The sequence below is a fragment of the Oligosphaera ethanolica genome, from assembly GCF_030814695.1.
GTDB classification, from domain to species: domain Bacteria; phylum Verrucomicrobiota; class Lentisphaeria; order Oligosphaerales; family Oligosphaeraceae; genus Oligosphaera; species Oligosphaera ethanolica.
In genome coordinates this window covers 4,983,205-5,001,835 of sequence record NZ_JAUSVL010000001.1, presented here as the reverse complement: position 1 = coordinate 5,001,835, position 18,631 = coordinate 4,983,205, and the positions used below count along the sequence as shown (strand labels likewise).

Here is an 18,631-nt window from a genome sequence, read left to right as displayed (position 1 = left end):
CCCATGCGTCAGACCAGCTGCCGTTGTTTGATGGCCAGGTACTGCCTGCTGAGCTGGCCGGCGATGGGACCGGGCGCAAGCAGCGCCAGGCGTACGCCATCCCGTCGCAAGGTCAGCATCAGGGACCGCAGCTGTCGCCAGCGCAGATGACCGGCCAAGGCGTGGTACACAGCCGCGGGCTCGACGACCTTCGTCGTGAACAGCGGCTCGGCGCCGGCCGGCCGGTACATGTCGGCCATGACAATATGCTGCCGGCTCAGCAGGCGGGCTTGGCGGGTGAAGTCCGCCGCCAGAACCGGATCATCCAGATTCGTCAGAAACACCAGCAGCGCGCGCTGGCGAATACGCGTGCGCAGTTCGTTGCCGATTTCCTCGAAATCAGGGCTGTCCTCGCTTTGTTCAACGGCGCCGAGGAGCTCGCGGCAGCGTTGGACGTGGTCGCGGCCGTGCTTGGCGGGCAAGAACGCTCGAATGCGATCCGTGAAAACCACCAGTCCGCAGTCGTCCTGGACGCGATCGGTGGTCAGCAGCAGCCCCAGAGCCGCCTGAATGAAGCGTTCGAGAATGCTTTCCGGCGTACCACCACCCTCGGCGGGCCGACCGCTGAGGCGTGACGCGTCGACGACGACGTAGACAGCCTGGCGACGCTCCATCTGATATTCTTTCGTTATCAGCCGTTGGTGTTTGGCGGTGGCCTTCCAGTGAATATCCTCGAAGCTGTCTCCGGGCTGGTATTCGCGCAATTTTTCATATTCGCGACCACGCCCCAAGAGCCGCATGCGCGCCTGCCCGACCATAGTCCGCCGCTGCATGAGCAGGCAATCCTTGTAAACAGTGCGGATATCCGGTAACACGCGTATAGTCAGCTCCGGGCGGTAGTGCCGTTGCAGCGTCCATAGTGACCATGGCGATGCCATCGCCAGTACGACCTCGCGCGCCTGCCAGGAGCCGCGTCGACGTGGCCGCAACGCCCAGCACAGGGTGACGTCGCCAGCGGCGGCGCTGGCCGGCGCTGGCGCTGGCGCAGCGGCCCGGATCCACATTTCATTGCATCCCAGACACGGCGGCAGCCCCAGAAATGCCCGCAGGTCAACGGGTGGTGCCTGCTGTAGCGACAGTACGATGCGTCCGTACTGACTCCTGGCCAACATGACGTCGTCCTTGCAGGCCAGGGTCATCTCTTTGCCCAGGGCAGCGCAGCCCATGCCGTCCGCGATCAACACGAGCATAATAAGCATCAGGCCAATCAGCGCCGCCAGGCCCGCGATACTGCCGGCCATGGCGATAGCCACCGCCAGCAGCGGCACGCAAACCAGCCCCGCCCACCACAGCAAACGCTGCGACGGCAGCAGGACCCACGATGCAGAACTGTAGCTGTGCTCGCTGGACATGCCGGCTTCCATTCACCTTGCCTCATTGTCGTCACTGCCACGCTCAACAGCCGGCGTAATACACCTTTGCCAGGCTGCTTTGACGCTCAGAACTGTACGATTCGATAAGCGTAAATACAACCATCGCTGCGGCTTTTTCGCCGGGCAACGAATCGCTTCACGGCCGTGTTTTTTTCCTGTCCCGCAGGTTTGGTCTTTCGCGTCGCGCCTATATCTTAAGTGGTTTTGACTACGACGCTCGAATAGTACCAACACACTCCAACCGAGGACCACCATCATGGCAGTCATCACCCTCGACACTCTGAACAAGAAAGACGGCGGCACCTACGTCATTCCGCCCCTGCCCCAGCCGGCCTGCGCCAAGGGCGAGTTTGTTTTCGCCGCGACGGGCCTTGAACACGGCCACATCAACGGCATGTGCGCCGATCTCTGCAAGGCCGGCGCGGTCTTGAAATGGGTCTACGACCGCGATCCACAAAAACAAGCCAAGCTGCTGGAAAAATATCCCGACGCCAAACCCGCGCGCTGTCTGCAAGAGATTCTCGACGACCCGGCCGTGCAGCTGGTCGCCGCCGCGGACGTCCCGAACCTCCGCGGGCCGCTCGGTCTGCAGGTCATGGACGCCGGCAAGGACTACTTTACCGACAAGACGCCCTTCACCAGCATGGACCAGCTTGACGCCGCCCGTAAGCAAGTGGAAGCCACCGGTCGCAAATACATGGTGTACTTCGGCGAACGTCTCTGCTGTGAATGCGCCATGCTTGCCGGCGATCTCATCAGCCAGGGCGCCATCGGCAAGGTCATGCAGGTCATCGGCCTCGGCCCGCACCGCCTCGGTCCGCCCAGCGGCCGGCCTGACTGGTTCTTCAAGAAAGAACAGTACGGCGGCATCCTCTGCGATATCGGCAGCCACCAGTGTGAGCAGTTCCTCAGCTATACCGGCGCCAAAGACGCACAGGTCAATTTCGCCCGCGTCGCCAATTTCGGCCACCAGGAATTTCCCGAGCTGGAAGACTTCGGCGAGGCGTCACTGATCGGCGATAACGGCACGTCTTTCTACTTCCGCGTCGACTGGTTCACGCCCGACGGCCTCCGCACCTGGGGAGACGGCCGCACCATGATCCTCGGCAGCGAAGGAACCATTGAGCTGCGCAAGTACGTCGATATCGGCAATGACCGCCCCGGCAATCAGCTCTATCTCTTCGACCAGAAACAGGAAGTGCGCATTGACGCCAAAGGCACGGTCGGACACCGCTTCTTCAGCCAGTTCATCCGCGACTGCCTGGACCGCACGGAACTGGCGATGAGCCAGGAACACGCTTTCAAAGCCGCCGAACTCTGCCTCAAAATCCAGCAGGTCGCTGACGCCTAATCCGTCCACCGTCTCGGTGACCAAACACGCCGTCGCACTACGACCTCATCCGGCGCGACGGCAGTGCTTCCGTTCCCTACCCTGAACCATGTTGCCATGTATCGGAATCGCCTGTGGGATCATTTTCTGCCAATCCGCTGGTGCTGAGCGCCAGCAAACTCCATGTTCAAATCGCCGGCCAAGTCCTGATCGACAATCAGGACCTGCTTATCCATGAGGGCGAACGCGTCGGCCTCGTCGGCCGCAACGGTTGCGGCAAGTCCACCCTGATGAAAATCCTCGCCGGTCAAGAGCATTTTTTCGCCGGCGAAGTCAGCTGCAAAAAGAACATCCGCGCGGCATATATGCCACAGGAAGTGGATTTAACGCCGGGCAAGACGGTGCGCGACTGCATCCTTGATGGCGCGGCGGACATCCTGACCGTCCTGCACGACTACGAGCACAGCGCGCCAGGCAAGCACCTGCACGAGCTCGAAGCGATCATCAACGCGCGCGATGGCTGGAACCTCGAAAGCCGCCTAACCATGCTCATCGACGCGCTGGCCGCGCCGGCGCCCGACCGCGTGGTCGACACCCTCTCCGGCGGCGAAAAGCGCCGTGTCGGTCTCTGTCGCGTACTGCTTGACATGCCGGACCTGCTTCTGCTCGATGAGCCAACCAACCATCTTGACGCCGAGACTATCGAATGGATGGAGGATTATTTTCAGCGCTCAAGCTGCACCTGCCTCTTCGTCACTCACGACCGCTACTTTCTCGACAAAGTCAGCACCCGCATCCTCGAATTATCCGGCGGTGGGCTCTATTCGCATGACGGTAATTACCAGGACTTTCTGCGCAAAAAAGCTGAACGCGAGGCCGATGCCGAAGCCAACGATCAACGCCGCCTGGCCTTCATCCGCCGCGAGATCGACTGGATCCGCCGCGGCCCGCAGGCCCGCAGCACCAAGTCATGGAGCCGTATCCAGCGCTTCAACAACGCTGCCAACCAAGAGGGCATCGCTGCCGAGCGCGATATCGCCCTGCTCATCCCGCCGGCGCCGCCCATGGGCAACATCGTCGTGTCGCTCAAGGACGTGTCGCTGACCCTCGGTGAACGCCAGCTCTTTGCGCACCTCAACCTGGATTTCGAACCCGGCATGCGCCTGGGCATCGTCGGGCGCAACGGCCTGGGCAAGACCAGCCTGCTGCGGCTCATCTTGGGCGAGCTCCAGCCAAGCACTGGTACCGTCCGCAGCGGCGAACGCACGCAGTTCAACTACATCGCCCAGCACCGCATTACCCTCCATGACGACAAGACCGTCTTCGAGGAAATCGGCGAAGGCAACGAATTCGTCCTCTTCAACGGCCGCAAAATCAACATCTGGACCTACCTGCACAACTTCCTCTTCCAGGACGAGGAGATCAACACCCAGGTCGGCAAGCTCTCCGGCGGTGAACGCAATCGCCTGGTCCTCGCCCAAATCATCAAAAAAGGCGGGAATTTCCTGCTTATGGACGAGCCCACCAACGACCTCGATCTGCCGACGCTGCGCGTCCTCGAAGAGGCCATCAATGACTTCGCCGGCTGCGTCGCCGTCGTCAGCCATGACCGTTACTTTCTCAATCGCGTCTGTACCCATGTTCTGGCCTTTCAGGACGACGGCGAGCTCTTTTTCCAACCCGGCAATTTCAGCTACTACGCCGAAAAACGCGCCGAGAAGCTCCAGGCCATTCTAGCCGCACAAGCCGCGCAGGCCGCTGAAAACAAACCGGCCAGCACTGCTACCGTTGCTGCCAGCGACAACGCGGGCGACAACGCTGCGGCCCGCCCGCGCAAGCTCAAGTGGGCCGAACAGCGCGAGCTCGACGCCATGGAAGCGGCCATCGCCGCCGCCGAAGCGGCCGTCGCCGAAACCGAAGCGCTGTTTGCGGACCCAAATTTTCATGCCCGCCACGGGCGGCAAAGTGTCGACATCACTGCTAAATTGGATGCCCAGCGAGCAGAAGTCGAGCGACTCTACGCCCGCTGGGCGGAACTTGAAGAGCTCAGCCAGGGACAATAACCCCGGCCCGGCAATCGTGTCAGTTAACAGAAAGGCACCATGATGAAGACGTTACGCGTAGGGATCATCGGTCAGGGCCGCAGCGGGCGGGACATCCATGCGGAATATCTCAAGACCTGTCCGGAACAATATAAAATCGTCGCCGTCTGCGATCTGCTCCAAGACCGCTGCGAACGGGCTGAGAAGGAATACGGCTGCGCGACCTACCAAGACTACCGCGAGATGATCAACGACAAGAGTCTGCAGCTGGACTTCGTCGTCAACTCCAGCTTCAGCCATCTCCACGCGCCCATCAGCAAAGAGATCATGCTCGCCGGCCACAACGTCCTCAGCGAAAAGCCCTTTGCCAAAACTGCCGACGAGGTCCGCGAGCTCATCGGCGTTGCCAAACGCACCGGCCGGATGCTGGCCGTCTACCAACAATCCCGTTTTGCCCCCTACTACCGCAAGGTCAACGACGTGCTTCTTTCCGGCGTTCTCGGCCCGATCCGCATGGTCAAAATCGCCTTCAATGGCTTTGCCCGCCGTTATGACTGGCAGACTCTCCAGTCCTACAACGCCGGCAATCTCTACAACACCGGCCCCCATCCGCTGGACCAGGCGCTGGGCTTCATCGGCCGCGATGTCATGCCGGACGTGTGGTGCCGCATGGACCTGGTCAACGCCCAAGGCGACGCCGAGGACTTCTGCAAGGTCTTGCTGTCCTATCCCGGCCGGCCGGTCATTGACCTGGAAATCTGCTCCAACAACCACTTCAATCCTTTCACCTATCAGGTCTACGGCACCTACGGCAGCCTCGCCGGCACCCAAACCCAGCTCGACTGGAAATACTACCTCCCCGAAGAAGCCCCGCCAATCCGCCTCATCAAAGAGCCCCTCCCCGGACCGTCCTATTGCTCTGAAAAACTCGTCTTCCATGAAGAAAAATGGACCGTCCCCGAAGAAGACAAGAACCTCTTCAACTCCATGGCCCGGCGCTTCTACAACAACTTCTATGACGCCCTCACCGCCGGCACCGCTCTGGCCATCCCGCCCGAACAGGTGCTCCAGCAAATCGCCGTCATCGAAGAATGCCACCGCCAAAACCCCATGCCACGAAAATTCTGACGATTATCACTCTGTTGTCGCCGTCGCTAGGCCAGGGCTTCTCCGGCCTTGGCGACGGCAAGCAGCATCTCGGCATGCATCTTGCAGAAAAGTAGCAATTATTGGCATCTGTTATTATATTTGTTGCAGAAACTTTCCTTGTCATCTGCGCATGCTTGATGCGTATTTGGATTGTTATTCACTAGGAGGTCCACCATGAAAATGCTGCTTCGCTTCACCTTGATCGAGTTGTTGGTTGTCATTGCCATCATCGCCATTCTCGCCGCCATGCTTTTGCCGGCATTGAGTAAAGCGCGGGAGAAAGCCCGGCAAATATCCTGCACCAGCAATCTCAAGCAGATTGCGCTGGGGGTTATCATGTACGCCGGTGACAACACCGATTCCTTCCCGGCGACCTACTGGACTGGCCAGCCGTCGGTGACGTTCCCCTACAAGGATATCAACGGCGCCACCATGACCCGTACTGACCGCCCCTACCACTATCCCATTTATGAATATGTCGGCGACGTGAAGACTTTCGTCTGCCCATCCCAAAGCACCACCCATTCACCGGCCATCAACGCTCAATATGGCTATAGCGTCATGCTCTCCAGCTACTTCAAAGTCATGACCTCCGTAGACAAGCCGACTCAATATATGCTCGGTGGCGATGGCACCTGGTTCTATTGGGACGACTACGCGTGCTATTCACGTATCGCCCGTCGTCACAACAGCACCACCACCTGCAATTTCTACACGCCCGACGGGCACGTTGAATCCCTCAAAAAAGAGGTTATCTTCGCTGACTCACCACGGAACCGCTTCAGCCCAAATTGCGCGACGTGGAAGAAAGATGCGGTGGCTGCTGTTGTCACCGACTAATCAGCCACCTTTGACCGTACGCCATATATGCTTGCGTAGCAGGGCTTGTCATCCGTGACAGGCCCTTGCTGTTTATGGTACAAATCGTGAGGTAAGCATGCACCTTATCGGATCACTCTGCAGCCTCAGCAATGCCAATACCAGCGCAACGCTACTGGCCCTGGCCATGACCGCCGGCACAGCCATGGCGCAGACTGCCACCGCACCGCCATCGACGACGATTCCGGAGTTCGCCGTGCCTGCCTGGGTGGACCAACAGATCGGCGAGGCCCGCGCCCGCTTTGACGCCTGGCGAGGCGACGACGAGGTCGTGGTTTTTCCCATCGTCACCGACATCCACGCCGCCAGGCCGCTGTTCGCCAACCCACCGGATTTCCGCGATACCAAGCACCACGTGCTCTTCGCCCAGCGCGCAGCACATGCCTTCCAGGCTGATTTCTTGGCCGAGCTGGGCGACATCGGCTTTGATCGCGACCTCAAATGGCAGCCGTCCATAAAGGCAGACGCCGAATTGCGCCTGGAAGCTCAGCGCAATCTCTTCAAGGATTTTGCCTTGCCCGCGCTTTTCTGCATGGGCAATCACGACAATGGCCGCGCCAACGGCGCCCTCTGCTCCGAACTCCGCCTCACCCCGAAGGAATACGGTACCATGTTCAACGGCATGACCAAAAAGAAGGGCGTGCCGCTGGTTACCAGTCCTGGCGAAGACTACGGCTACTACGACCTGCCCGGCAAGAAATGCCGCGTGTTCTTCCTCAATTCCAGCGACGCGTCCGAAGCCGGCTTCTCAGTACCGCAAGTACAATTTCTGGCCGACAATTTGCGCCTGCCCCCCGGCACCTGCGCGGTCGTGCTGCAACACCGCTGCATCCATCCGACCATCGGTAAATGGCGTGGCAACAAACCGGGCAGCATCAAAAACGGCGAACTGGCCATCAAGGTCCTCGCAGCCTTCCGCACCGGCGAAAAAGGCGAGGCCGACGGCGTGCAATGGGATTTCACGAGCAACCGCGATTGCAGCCTGGCAGGTTCCATATCCGGCGACAGCCATTTCAACAACCAAGCGCTGTATCACGATATCCATTTTATCATCACGCAGGGCTACGGTACGGTCTCCACCAAGGACCTGCCCGACAACGTGGACTACGTCACGCCAGTAAACCGCACGCAAAGCATGCTGGTCGATATGGTCGCCATCAAACCGGCCCAGCGCGCCATGATGTTCTTCCGCATCGGCGCCGGCGGCCCCGAACGCGACCGCGCCTTCCAATTCTAATACGTTAATGTGCGAAGTTTTGTGATGAAACCTGTAGTTGCCAATCAATGATTCCTGGTGCAAATATGATCTAAACTCTTCTTATGCAAAAAGAACTTTTTACAATAACCTGCTTGTCAAGCATTTGTGCGTGAATTTGCCCCGTAGGGGCAGACAAAGGATTCAGAACCACTGAGTCAAGTTTCTCTTTCTATCACAAGATTTCGCACATTACCACTAATTCACCCCAGTGGAACGCTGCCATCAGTGCCAACACGCACAGGAGCGTTCATTTATCCCATATCATAACAACTTACGAGAACAAGGATCACCATGAACGACCAAGCCAAAGAACTGTGCAAATACCTCCTCGCCAAGGACGCCGAGACAGATTTTCGCATTGAATACGGCACGGAAATGTACCGCAAGGGCTTTGGACACCTGCAACTGAAGGATCGCGACGGTAAGCCCGTCCAGCGCGCGACTATCCGCTTAAAGCAGAAAAGCCACGAATACCTCTTCGGGTGCAATGCCTTTATGCAGGGACAGTTCCCCAGCGAGGAACAGAACCGCCAATACGAAGAGGCTTTCGCCAGTCTCTTCAATGAGGCCGTCGTCCCCTTCTACTGGTCCGACCTCGAACCCGAAGACGGCAAGCCGCGCTTCGCACATGGCGCCAAGCCAGACCTCTATCGCCGGCCACCCACTGACGACGTCCTCGCCTTCTGCAAGCGCTACGGCATCACGCCGAAGGGCCATCCGCTCTGCTGGCACCTCTTCGTGCCGTCGTGGGCGCCAAACAACCGCGTCGCCATGATGCGCCGCCTTGAACAGCGCATCGCTGAAATTGCCGACCGCTATGGCAAAGACATTTTCATTTGGGACTGCGTCAACGAAGCGCAGAGCCGCAATCCCCTTACCCGCAACAATCCACCGGCCTACCCGGCTGACCACGTCGAACAGGTCTTTCGGATGGCCGAGCGCCTCCTGCCCCAAGCGCAGCTCATCTACAACGACGATAATCGTTGGTGGAACGCCCAGGGCGATTACTCGCCGGTATATCTCCTCGCCAGCCGCCTCATCGAACACGGCTGTCGCCTCGGCGGCCTAGGCCTGCAGTATCACATGTTCTCAAACCTGCTCAAGGAAGCGTCCCTCTTCATGAATCCCAGCGTACTTTACGCCGTGCTGGATCAGTACCAAAAACTCGCCGTGCCAGTCAATTTCAGCGAAGTCAGCATCATTAGCCGCCGTGACCTCGGCGATGGCGACCGCTTCCAGGAGCTGGTAACCGAACGCCTCTACCGCATTTGGTTCAGCCACCCCGCCACCGAGTCCATCGTCTGGTGGAACATGGTCGATGGCACCGCCGCCTACGCGCCAATGGGCAGCGAACAAGGCGAAAATGCCCTCCGCGCCGGCCTCGTCAACTACGATATGAGCCCCAAACCTGCCTTCACAGCCCTCGATCGCCTCATTAATCACGAGTGGCGCACCACCACCAGCATCGAATATGAACACGGCGCCGATAACGTCTTCCGCGGCTTCTACGGCGACTACGACGCGGAAATAAGCACCGACGCCGGCACCGTCAAGACCGCCCTCACCCTCAGCAAGCACGCCGACAAACACATCACTCTGGCGCTCTGATCCAGCTACATCTACGCATGGGGCCACGTGCCCGGCAAGCATAACTCCAGTGACTTGCCGGATAGTGGCCAATCCCCCCAAAATCCCTCATACACGGACACAACACCATAGTAGCACAGTTGCATTAACAGCAGAATACAATCTTATCCTGCATTCGTTTACTTTCTTGTTTTTTATCTGACAAACGTGTATAATGGCACTATTGACAGATTTTTAGCACGACACCAAGCGGGACCTCACAGGCTATGAGAAGCGTGGTTCGCAAAGAATAAAACAATCAGTGCTTTTTGTTGCTTTAAAACAAAGGCACTAAAAGGAGACAACACCCATGAAAATCAACAGAATTCTCACTTTCACCCTCATTGAGTTGCTCGTGGTGATTGCCATCATAGCCATTTTGGCCGCCATGCTCCTCCCGGCTTTAAGTAAGGCCCGCGAGAAAGCCCGGCAGATCTCCTGCGCCAGCAATCTCAAGCAGATCGCCCTGGGCTGTACCATGTACTCCGGCGACAACGACGACACACTACCGCTCAACGCATGGTATGCTTCCGGCTCTGGTACGACCATCACCTATCCATTCAAAAATATCAACGGTAGCACCATCAGCAGCAATCAGCGACCCTACTTTTATCACATCATGGATTATGTCGGCGACATCAAGACGTTCGACTGTCCATCTGCTGTCTACACCAGCGCTTTTGATGAATACGGCTACAACACGTGGCTCTATGCGTCTGGCAGCGAAACCAAGCTGACCTCGGTTGTCGATCCGTCTTACACGATTCAAGGCGGCGACGGCAGCTGGATCTGGGACTCCTACAGCAACTACGGCCGTATGCGCCGCGCTCATAACTCCCAGACGGTGGTGAACTTCTATTTCTACGACGGCCACGTCGAGTCGATGAAGAAAGAAAATATCTTTGGCACACCCAAGCGCCTCGGATCACGCAATACCAGATGGCTGCACAATGGTGCCGATGCCGTGGTCACCAACTGACCACGCTACCCGCAACGCAAACAGACATCTCCGGGCCGCCGACGCGTCACCATACGCATCGGCGGCCTTCGTCATTTCCGGCGACGGCGCTTTTCGCCACGGACAGGGTTCCGCATGGGCTTAGCGTGCTTCTGCCAAGAAGCCGATAGCGTTTTGCGTTCTGCCGGTGTAAAGATCACCGCCGAGTGTTACACTATACCCGCCGTACTCACCAAGCGGTGGCCCGGCCGGATTTCCCCGGCAATCCCCGACCAGCCAGCAGTCCTTTATCGTCATGTGTCTTGCCCCCCATATTTAGGAGAAGCGATCATGGTTCGTGCCCTATGCTGGAGTTTGCTAACCACGGTCCTGTTATCCGGCATGGTCAGCGCTGAGGCTGTCGGCAAACGGCCATATGAATTGGACTGGGCGGGGCGCGTGGCGGACGACCACGCGCCGCTGATCGATTTTGAGCGCGATGAGGCGTGGATTGTCACCACCCATCACGTCAAGGCGACCTTCACACGCAGCCGCGAACAGCAACTCTGGGGCGACTACGTGTACAAGCTCAGCTACCAGGGCACGGGCGAAGCCGCGCCGAAAATCACGCTGGCGCCACCGCAGCCGGTGCCGCTGCCAGCCGCCTTCGATATGGCCGGCTGCTGGATCTATGGCAACAACTGGGGTTGGTCACGCGACAAGACCACGCCGCAGGTGCAGATCAAGCTGCTCTTTCAGACCGCCGAGGGCGAAACTCTCGCCCTACCCCTGATCACCGTCAACTGGAAAGAGTGGTTTCTGCCATTGCTCCGCCTCACTCCCGATGAAATCGGCAAGCTCAATCTGCCCGGGCGCCTGCTTCGCCGGTTTCGAGATCAGCAACTGCAGCAACACCGCCGAACGCGTGCTCTATTTTGACAACCTGCAGGTCTTCTCGGACGAACTCAAACCGCTCAGCTTTGAGCCCCGGCCGGAACGCAACTTGACGCTATTCCCAGGACAGGATCCCGGCGCCAATCGCGGCCCCGGTCGGCTGCCCTTCCCCACCAGAGAAGAAACCATCTGGCCCGACAACGCCGCTCCCGGAGCCAAAACCACCATCAGCGAGACTGCCGGCGTCTACACCTTCCGTTACGACGGGTTGGACGGCGTGCTGGAATACCGCTACACGCCCGCGACCGGCACGTGGAACGACATCAGCGCCCATTGGCAGGGCCGACCCGCTATTCGTCCTCTGGAAGACGGCGGCCTGCGCCTCGCCAGCAACGGCGCTTCCGCTGGTGAGGTCCCCGAGCAGGCCGACCTGATCAGCTGCGACCACACGGCTGACGCCGTCACCGCCCGCTGGCACCTGCGCCGGGGCGACGTAACCGTGGAGGCGACCTACGTGCTGCGCCTGTGGGGCAAGAGCCTGGTGCTGGACAGCGTGGCCCCTGGCGGCGCGGTCGCCGCCGTGGTCTATGGCCAGGTCAGTGGCCTCGCTGGCGCCCGCTCCGTAACCATGCCCTATTACGACTACGGCAAAAGCCGACCGGCGCTGGTCGTTGCCGGCAGCACCGCTGCTAATCGCCTCTTTGTCTCCGCGCATACGGACTGGTACCGCTCCAACGGCAGCGAGCTCTACGGCATTGGCGCCGTCCCGGACGGCACGGCCGCGGCCAATGGCGGCGTCAACTACATCTCCAAGACCGATGGCCGGCGCAATGACTGCTTTGAGCGCTTTTTCATCACCGTGTCGCCACGCGTTGAAGATCACCTACCGACCATCGCCAATCCACCATCGCCGCACAAGCCTATCACTGGCACCAAGGTGTGGCGCTCACACGGCGCCAGCGCCGACCGCGATCGCGATTACAAGTACTGGTACAACATCACTCGGCATGGCATGACCGAACTACTGGTCACTGACCACGAAGTCGGCTGGCGCGACGGCGGCGAAAGCTTCACCTTCCGTACCCGCTCGGCACCCGGCAAAGGCGGCGACGACGCCTGGCGCAAGTACTCGCGCTATATGCAGGACACCCTCGGCATTGTCTATGGCCCCTACAACAACTTCACCGATTTTGCCCCAGTCAATGAGTTCTGGAGCACCGACCTGATCACCCGCAGTCGCAGCAACCAGCTGCTGCGCTCCTGGATGCGCTGCTACGCGCCCAAGCCCCTCCGCGCAGTCGAATTCTGCGCAAAGCAAGCGCCCCGCAACCAGCAGAGCTTCGGCTTCAGCGCTGGCTATTGCGATGTACACACCTGCGTCACACCGTCAGACCGCTGCGACTTCGACCACCGTGTGCCCGGCGCCGGCACCTTCGCCCAGACCTACTACGCCTTCGGTGAAATCATGCTCCATCAGAAAAAAGCCTGGGGCGGGCCGGTCTATTCCGAAGGCGGCCAGCACTGTTTCTACAGCGGCCTCACTGACGGCAATTACGCGCAGGACCAACGCTACGACCTCAATCACAATCCCTGGATCGTCGATTTTGATCTGCGCCGCATGCACGACCTCGAATGCAATTTCGGGGTCGGCCGGCCAGACATGTTCTACGGCCGCAGCGTCTCGCTCGGTAGCACCGACGACGAAATTGACACGAGTACCGACCGCTTTTTCTGCGCGACGTTGGCCTTCGGCCACCCGTCCTTCCTGCTCAATGTCGGCGGTATGCGCCGAACCATCCGCGGCTACTTCATGCTGCAGCAACTCCACGCGCGCTATACCCAGGCCAGCATCGCTGAAATCAACTACGTCGATGCCGACGGTCAGCTCTGGGACATCTCGGCGGCGCTGCTCAATCGCGCTTACGAGCGCAATCAACTCGCACTGCGCTACCAGGATGGCAGCTGCGTGGTCGTCAATGGCCATCGCGACGAACCGCTCTGCATCCGTTTCGCCGGCCGCGAAATCAGCCTCCCGCCCCACGGCTACGCCGGTTGGACCGAAGACGGCAGCATCGAGGTTAGCAGCACACTTGTTGACGGCAAGCGCTGCGATGCCGCCGTGACCCCGGAATACATCTTCATGGACTCGCGCAACAACGGCTTCGTGCGCTCGCCCATGGTCGCCGTCAACGGCGCTGCGCTTTGCCGGCGCCTTGACGACACTCGCTGGGAAGTCATACCCTACGATAACGCCGACTGCGCCTTCGCCATCAATGCGACCAGCGCCCGTGCCATCGACTTCGACGGCAAGGACATGGGGCCGGCCGAACTCCGCCACGCCCGCGGCCTGACCACGGTCATGCCCGTCGCCGGCGCCTTCAGCTACTACCTCAGCGTTCCCGCCGGCACCAAGCCCATCGCCGGCGTCGCCAGCGAGCAGCCCCGCGACGCTTTTCCCGGCCAGACGCTTCGCGTCGGCGAACAAGACATCAGCATACCCATGGACACGCACTGCAACAGCCGCTACTGGCAGCAAATCGCCGATGGCACTTGGCTTGATTTCGATATCTGCGAACCGCTGGACATTATCGGCCGCATTGATGGCGATCGCCTCCAGCTGGAGATCACGACCGTGCCCTACGACCTGGACAAGCTCTGCGTCTTCACGGCATGGGGGCAAGAACAGTCGGTCGATTTCAGTAAGGGCCTGCGCCAGTTCGTCAGCTTCGCGGTGCCGACAGCCATGGACCGCCCTGGCATGTACCCTTTCGACATTCACTACACGCGCTTCGGTGACCGCGTCTGGAGCAGCGGCATCATTGCCGAACTCAAACCACGACCATACGCCTGCGATTTCAGCAAGAACTTCCGCGTGGGTATGCAGTTGCGCGGCCAGGAGCCCACCTTCGAACTCGGCGGCAGCGGCGCCGTAAGCAAAGCACAGGCCGTCAGTTGCGCCGGCGTCGAAAAAGATGGCTTCTTCGTCCATCCGCCGTGGAAAGACGGCACCGGCAATGTCTTTATGCTCTACTCCCTGGCCGTACCACCAAGCGACGATGTGGCCTTCCGCGCCCGCGTCGGCAAAATCGACGCCAGCGCCTACGGCGACGGCACGGTCTTCAAAATCGTCGTCATCGACGGCGACGGCAAAGAACACCAGCTGGCCGAGCAAGCCGCAGTCAAGTACCAGTGGTACGACATCGAAGCCGATCTGGCACCCTGGGCCGGACAGGACATCGGCCTCAAAATCATCTCCGACATTGGCCCCGATGACAATTCCTATGGCGACTGGTCAGCGCTGGCCGACCTGCGCCTGGAAACGCGCCAAAGCCACTTCTTCTTCACGCTTGACCCCATTCGCGAACGCTACGCCTTCACAAAGACCACCGACAGCGCGCCGTGGGCGGAGGATACCGTCGGGCGCATTGCCAAGGCCTGGCTCTGCTACCAAGCGCAGGGCTTCAGCAGCAACGCCGAACGCATGCCTAGCTACGGCATCCTCAATGGCGAGGACATCGGTCTGCTCATCGGCGCCGGCGGTAACGAAAGCAAAAATATCTGGTCCGACGAAGTCCGCGTGCCCATCAACTCTCCCGCCGCCATCCGTTCCATCAGCGCCATCAACACCTTCGCCATCAACAATCGCGATGTCGATTGCTGCAAGTTATGCAACTTCCGCCTGGAACTGGAGCTCGCCGATGGCCGAAAACTCTCATCATGGCTGTCCACGGCCATCTTCAGCCAGCCGCCAACCTGGGCCTACGCCGACGGCATTCGCGTGCCACCCAATGAACGCATAGCCGTGCCCATCGTCTTCCGCTAAAACGGCCCAACAATAGTGGCCGGCGCCGGCTTTTTTTTCGCGGAAAGCATAATACACTATCCCCTTGTACATAGCCAGGCACCAACGCCAGGTGCGCAAACTTGCATCTGGCGCCTGCTGCCGTAGGCGCCGCCTCGTAGGTTCCTGGACGACAATAGTCGTTTGCATTGCCTCTACCAGGCATGAGTCCACCCCAACAAAGGAAGCGCATCATGGGAAAGAAGATCAAAATCGGCATTATCGGTGCTGGTACCATCGGCTCCGTTCACGCGGAGGCCTACACCAAAGTTGCTGACGCGGAACTGGTTGCACTCTGTGATATCCTGCCGGACCGCCTGAAGGAGAAGGCCGCTCGGCACCACGTCGCCAAGACCTACGCCACCCACCAGGAACTGCTCGCCGATCCGGAAATCGACGCCGTGAGCATCTGCGTGCCCAACGCCATGCACGCGCCCATCGCCATTGACGCCCTTAACGCCGGCAAAAACGTCATGCTGGAAAAACCCATGGCGCTCAACGCCAAGCTCGGCATGGACATCTGCGCCGCGCGGGACAAGTCCGGCAAGCTCCTACAAATGGGCATGGTCCGCCGTCAAAGTCCCGACGCCGAGCTGGTCCGCGAGCTCATCGACAGCGGCCGTTTGGGCGAAATCTACCACATCGGCATCAAGCAGATCCGTCGCCGCGGCATTCCCGGCATGGGCGGCTGGTTCACCACCAAGGAACAGTCTGGCGGCGGCTGCCTGATCGACATCGCCGTGCATTCGCTGGACTTGGCCATGTGGGTCACCAACCTCTGGAATCCCACCAAGGCCAGCGCCAAGACTTACTCGAAATTCGGCTCGCCCATGAAAGATTACCACTACGTCAGCATGTGGGCCGGCCCACCAAAATACGACGGCACCTTCAACGTCGATGACTACGCCACCGGCATGGTCCGCTTCGGCAACCAGGCTACCATGGTCTTTGAAGTCGCCTGGGCCGCCAACGCCCAACCCGAAAACTACGTCGAAATCCTCGGCACCAAGGGCGGCGTCAAACTCGCCGGCGCCGATACCGTCCTGCTCACCGAATTCGACAACCGCCTCGCCGACATCAAACTCGACTACGAAAAGAAGAATGATGGCTTCGCCGTCGAATTGACCAAGTTCGTCGCCGCCATCAACGGCGAGGGACAAATCCCGGCCACCGGCGACCAGGGCGTCATCGTCATGCGCCTGCTCGACGCCATCTACAAGTCCTGCGCCAACAACCAGGAAGTCGATGTCTAAAATTATGTAAATGAGCTTGTTACGGGGAAAGGCAGCACACGCGCCTTTCCCCGTTTTTTCATGATGCAAAGATGCGGCCAAATGCGGTCGCATAGGTGACGGAGAGCAGCAGCAGGGGAGCAGCAGCAATGTCCAGTCAGTCCATTGTCATTCGTGGTAAAGACATCGTCATCAATGGCCAACCGACACAGATACGTTCCGGCGCTATGCATTACTTCCGGAGTCTGCCGGAACAATGGCACGACCGCCTGCTGAATCTCAAGCGCTGCGGCCTCAATACCGTCGAGACCTATCTGGCCTGGAATGTCCACGAACCCCGGGAAGGCCACTACGACTTCAGCGGCCGCTGGGACGTGGCGGCATTCCTCCGCGAAGCACAAGCGCTGGGGCTTATGGCGATTGTCCGCCCCGGCCCCTTCATCTGCTCGGAATGGGATTTTGGCGGCCTGCCGGCATGGCTGCTCACCAAGCCCGACATGCGCATCCGCTGCATGAACAAAGACTTTCTCACCGCCGCCGACCGCTTCCTCGAAAACGCCCTTGACATCCTAACGCCGCTGCAATGGCCCGCCGGCGGGCCCGTCATCATGATGCAGATCGACAACGAATACGGCAGCGTCGGCAACGACAGCGAGTACCTGCAGCATCTTTACGATCTCTTCCGCCAGCAGGGCGTCACCGTGCCGCTCTTCATCTCTGACAGCCCCTCCGAGGCCATCTATCGCTGCGGGGCCCTGCCCTCGACGCTCCTCACCGTCAACTGCCGCAATCACCCCTGTCACGGCCTGGACCTGGTGCAGCGACTGCGGCCGGATAACCCGGACTTCGTCATGGAACTATGGTCCGGCGTATCGCACCGCTGGGGCGAGCCATACCACAAGCACGCCGTTGCGGAAGTCGCCGCTGATGTCGAGTCCCTGCTCAAACGCCGCTCGTCATTCAATTTCTACATGTTCCACGGCGGGACCTCGTTCGGCTTCATGCCCGGCGCCAAAATGGCCAGCGAGAAGGAGTACTATCCCTACCTGAACAGCTATGAGGTCGATGCGCCCATGGACGAGGCCGGCAATCCCACGCCCAAATACGCCATGATTCGCGACCTTATCAAAAAATACTGCCCAGACGCCGAGGTCGGCGAACCGATCGTCCACCCTGCGCGCGATTTCGGCCGGGTGCAGCTCAGCGAGCACGCGTCCTTGTGGGACACCCTGCCCGCCCTGTCCAGCCGTCATGAGTCAGTGACCGCCGAAAGCATGGAGCACTACGGCCAAAGCTATGGCCTCATCCTCTACCGCACGCAGCTGGACTTGCCGCGCGGCGTCTATCCCCTGCGCATTGAAAAGCTTGGCGACCGCGCACAGGTCTACAGCAATGGCCAATTCTGCGGGGACTTCTTCCGCAACGACAGCGACCAGACCGCGCAGGTCCATCCCGGGCAAATCGATATTCTGGTGGAAAATCTCGGCCGCGTGAATACCGGCATGGGCCTGCAGAACGACTGGCGCAAGGGCATGACTGGCGCCCACGTGCAGGCCCGCCGGCTCTACCACTGGGACGTCTATCCCCTGCCCCTGGACGACCTTAGCGGCCTGGTCTTCCGTCCCGGTGCGCCGACCTGCAGCGCCCCGACCTTCTATCGCGGCCGTCTCAAGATCGACAGCCCCGCCGATACCTATCTGCGCGTGCCTTACGGCAGCAAGGGCATCGTCTGGGTCAACGGCTTCAACCTCGGCCGCTACTGGCATATCGGCCCGCAATTCGCACTTTACCTGCCGGCGCCACTGCTCCACCAAGGCGACAACGACATCGTTATCCTCGAACTGGCCGGCCTCCGCGAAGCCGTCGTCGAATGCATCGACCATCCGGACTTCGCACCACCACAGGCATTGATGCTCTGAGCCAGCAAGAACGCCAGCAAATATCGCCAAACGCCAATAACCCAGCTCGCTGGGGCAGGCTTCTGCGCACCGAGATGGACAAAACGGCCGCGCCGGGCAATAGAAGCGGATC

12 protein-coding genes are annotated in these 18,631 nt (G+C 59.9%); 11 read left to right on the top strand and 1 reads right to left on the bottom strand.

Annotation, left to right across the window (positions count from 1 at the left end; all coding sequences use genetic code 11):
* Positions 1 to 8 precede the first annotated feature (8 nt).
* Entirely contained in the window at positions 9 to 1,391 is a 1,383-nt protein-coding gene (locus J3R75_RS17390; RefSeq protein ID WP_307264307.1) for a DUF58 domain-containing protein, read from the bottom strand.
* A 277-nt stretch (positions 1,392 to 1,668) separates the two neighbouring features.
* On the opposite strand from J3R75_RS17390, the gene J3R75_RS17385 reads away from it, so the two are divergent.
* The 11 genes from J3R75_RS17385 to J3R75_RS17335 all read left to right on the top strand — a co-directional run bounded on the left by J3R75_RS17385 (position 1,669) and on the right by J3R75_RS17335 (position 18,519).
* Positions 1,669 to 2,763, top strand: coding sequence for a Gfo/Idh/MocA family protein (locus J3R75_RS17385; protein ID WP_307264304.1), 1,095 nt, complete (start codon positions 1,669 to 1,671; stop codon positions 2,761 to 2,763).
* A gap of 113 nt (positions 2,764 to 2,876) precedes the next feature.
* On the top strand, positions 2,877 to 4,805 hold the full coding sequence (locus J3R75_RS17380; RefSeq protein WP_307264300.1) for an ABC-F family ATP-binding cassette domain-containing protein: 1,929 nt from the start codon (positions 2,877 to 2,879) through the stop codon (positions 4,803 to 4,805).
* A gap of 39 nt (positions 4,806 to 4,844) precedes the next feature.
* On the top strand, positions 4,845 to 5,912 hold the full coding sequence (locus J3R75_RS17375) for a Gfo/Idh/MocA family protein (RefSeq protein WP_307264297.1): 1,068 nt from the start codon (positions 4,845 to 4,847) through the stop codon (positions 5,910 to 5,912).
* Positions 5,913 to 6,107: 195 nt separating this feature from the next.
* Positions 6,108 to 6,773: a DUF1559 family PulG-like putative transporter gene (locus tag J3R75_RS17370; protein ID WP_307264294.1), complete on the top strand. Its 666-nt coding sequence runs from the start codon at positions 6,108 to 6,110 to the stop codon at positions 6,771 to 6,773.
* 97 nt (positions 6,774 to 6,870) lie between these two features.
* Positions 6,871 to 8,049 (top strand): metallophosphoesterase family protein, encoded by a 1,179-nt coding sequence (locus J3R75_RS17365; protein WP_307264292.1) that lies wholly within the window; start codon positions 6,871 to 6,873, stop codon positions 8,047 to 8,049.
* A 312-nt stretch (positions 8,050 to 8,361) separates the two neighbouring features.
* Positions 8,362 to 9,678, top strand: a complete 1,317-nt coding sequence (locus tag J3R75_RS17360; RefSeq protein WP_307264290.1) for an endo-1,4-beta-xylanase — start codon at positions 8,362 to 8,364, stop codon at positions 9,676 to 9,678.
* Between the two features lie 328 nt (positions 9,679 to 10,006).
* Positions 10,007 to 10,675, top strand: a complete 669-nt coding sequence (locus tag J3R75_RS17355) for a DUF1559 family PulG-like putative transporter (protein ID WP_307264287.1) — start codon at positions 10,007 to 10,009, stop codon at positions 10,673 to 10,675.
* A gap of 309 nt (positions 10,676 to 10,984) precedes the next feature.
* On the top strand, positions 10,985 to 11,572 hold the full coding sequence (locus J3R75_RS17350) for a hypothetical protein (protein ID WP_307264284.1): 588 nt from the start codon (positions 10,985 to 10,987) through the stop codon (positions 11,570 to 11,572).
* Complete coding sequence (locus J3R75_RS17345) at positions 11,478 to 15,350, top strand: hypothetical protein (RefSeq protein ID WP_307264282.1); 3,873 nt, start codon at positions 11,478 to 11,480, stop codon at positions 15,348 to 15,350. Before J3R75_RS17350 ends, J3R75_RS17345 begins: the two co-directional genes overlap by 95 nt.
* Before the next feature lie 212 nt (positions 15,351 to 15,562).
* Positions 15,563 to 16,621, top strand: coding sequence for a Gfo/Idh/MocA family protein (locus tag J3R75_RS17340; protein ID WP_307264280.1), 1,059 nt, complete (start codon positions 15,563 to 15,565; stop codon positions 16,619 to 16,621).
* Positions 16,622 to 16,749: 128 nt separating this feature from the next.
* A complete protein-coding gene (locus J3R75_RS17335) occupies positions 16,750 to 18,519 on the top strand; it encodes a glycoside hydrolase family 35 protein (RefSeq protein WP_307264277.1) in 1,770 nt (589 codons plus the stop codon).
* Positions 18,520 to 18,631: the final 112 nt, after the last annotated feature.

Excerpts from the sequence above, each read along its gene's own strand:
- J3R75_RS17390 (WP_307264307.1), bottom strand. The coding sequence starts at position 1,391 with ATGTCCAGCGAGCACAGCTACAGTTCTGCATCGTGGGTCCTGCTGCCG.
- J3R75_RS17385 (WP_307264304.1), top strand. The coding sequence starts at position 1,669 with ATGGCAGTCATCACCCTCGACACTCTGAACAAGAAAGACGGCGGCACC.
- J3R75_RS17375 (WP_307264297.1), top strand. The coding sequence starts at position 4,845 with ATGATGAAGACGTTACGCGTAGGGATCATCGGTCAGGGCCGCAGCGGG.
- J3R75_RS17370 (WP_307264294.1), top strand. The coding sequence starts at position 6,108 with ATGAAAATGCTGCTTCGCTTCACCTTGATCGAGTTGTTGGTTGTCATT.
- J3R75_RS17365 (WP_307264292.1), top strand. The coding sequence starts at position 6,871 with ATGCACCTTATCGGATCACTCTGCAGCCTCAGCAATGCCAATACCAGC.
- J3R75_RS17360 (WP_307264290.1), top strand. The coding sequence starts at position 8,362 with ATGAACGACCAAGCCAAAGAACTGTGCAAATACCTCCTCGCCAAGGAC.
- J3R75_RS17355 (WP_307264287.1), top strand. The coding sequence starts at position 10,007 with ATGAAAATCAACAGAATTCTCACTTTCACCCTCATTGAGTTGCTCGTG.
- J3R75_RS17350 (WP_307264284.1), top strand. The coding sequence starts at position 10,985 with ATGGTTCGTGCCCTATGCTGGAGTTTGCTAACCACGGTCCTGTTATCC.
- J3R75_RS17345 (WP_307264282.1), top strand. The coding sequence starts at position 11,478 with ATGAAATCGGCAAGCTCAATCTGCCCGGGCGCCTGCTTCGCCGGTTTC.
- J3R75_RS17340 (WP_307264280.1), top strand. The coding sequence starts at position 15,563 with ATGGGAAAGAAGATCAAAATCGGCATTATCGGTGCTGGTACCATCGGC.
- J3R75_RS17335 (WP_307264277.1), top strand. The coding sequence starts at position 16,750 with ATGTCCAGTCAGTCCATTGTCATTCGTGGTAAAGACATCGTCATCAAT.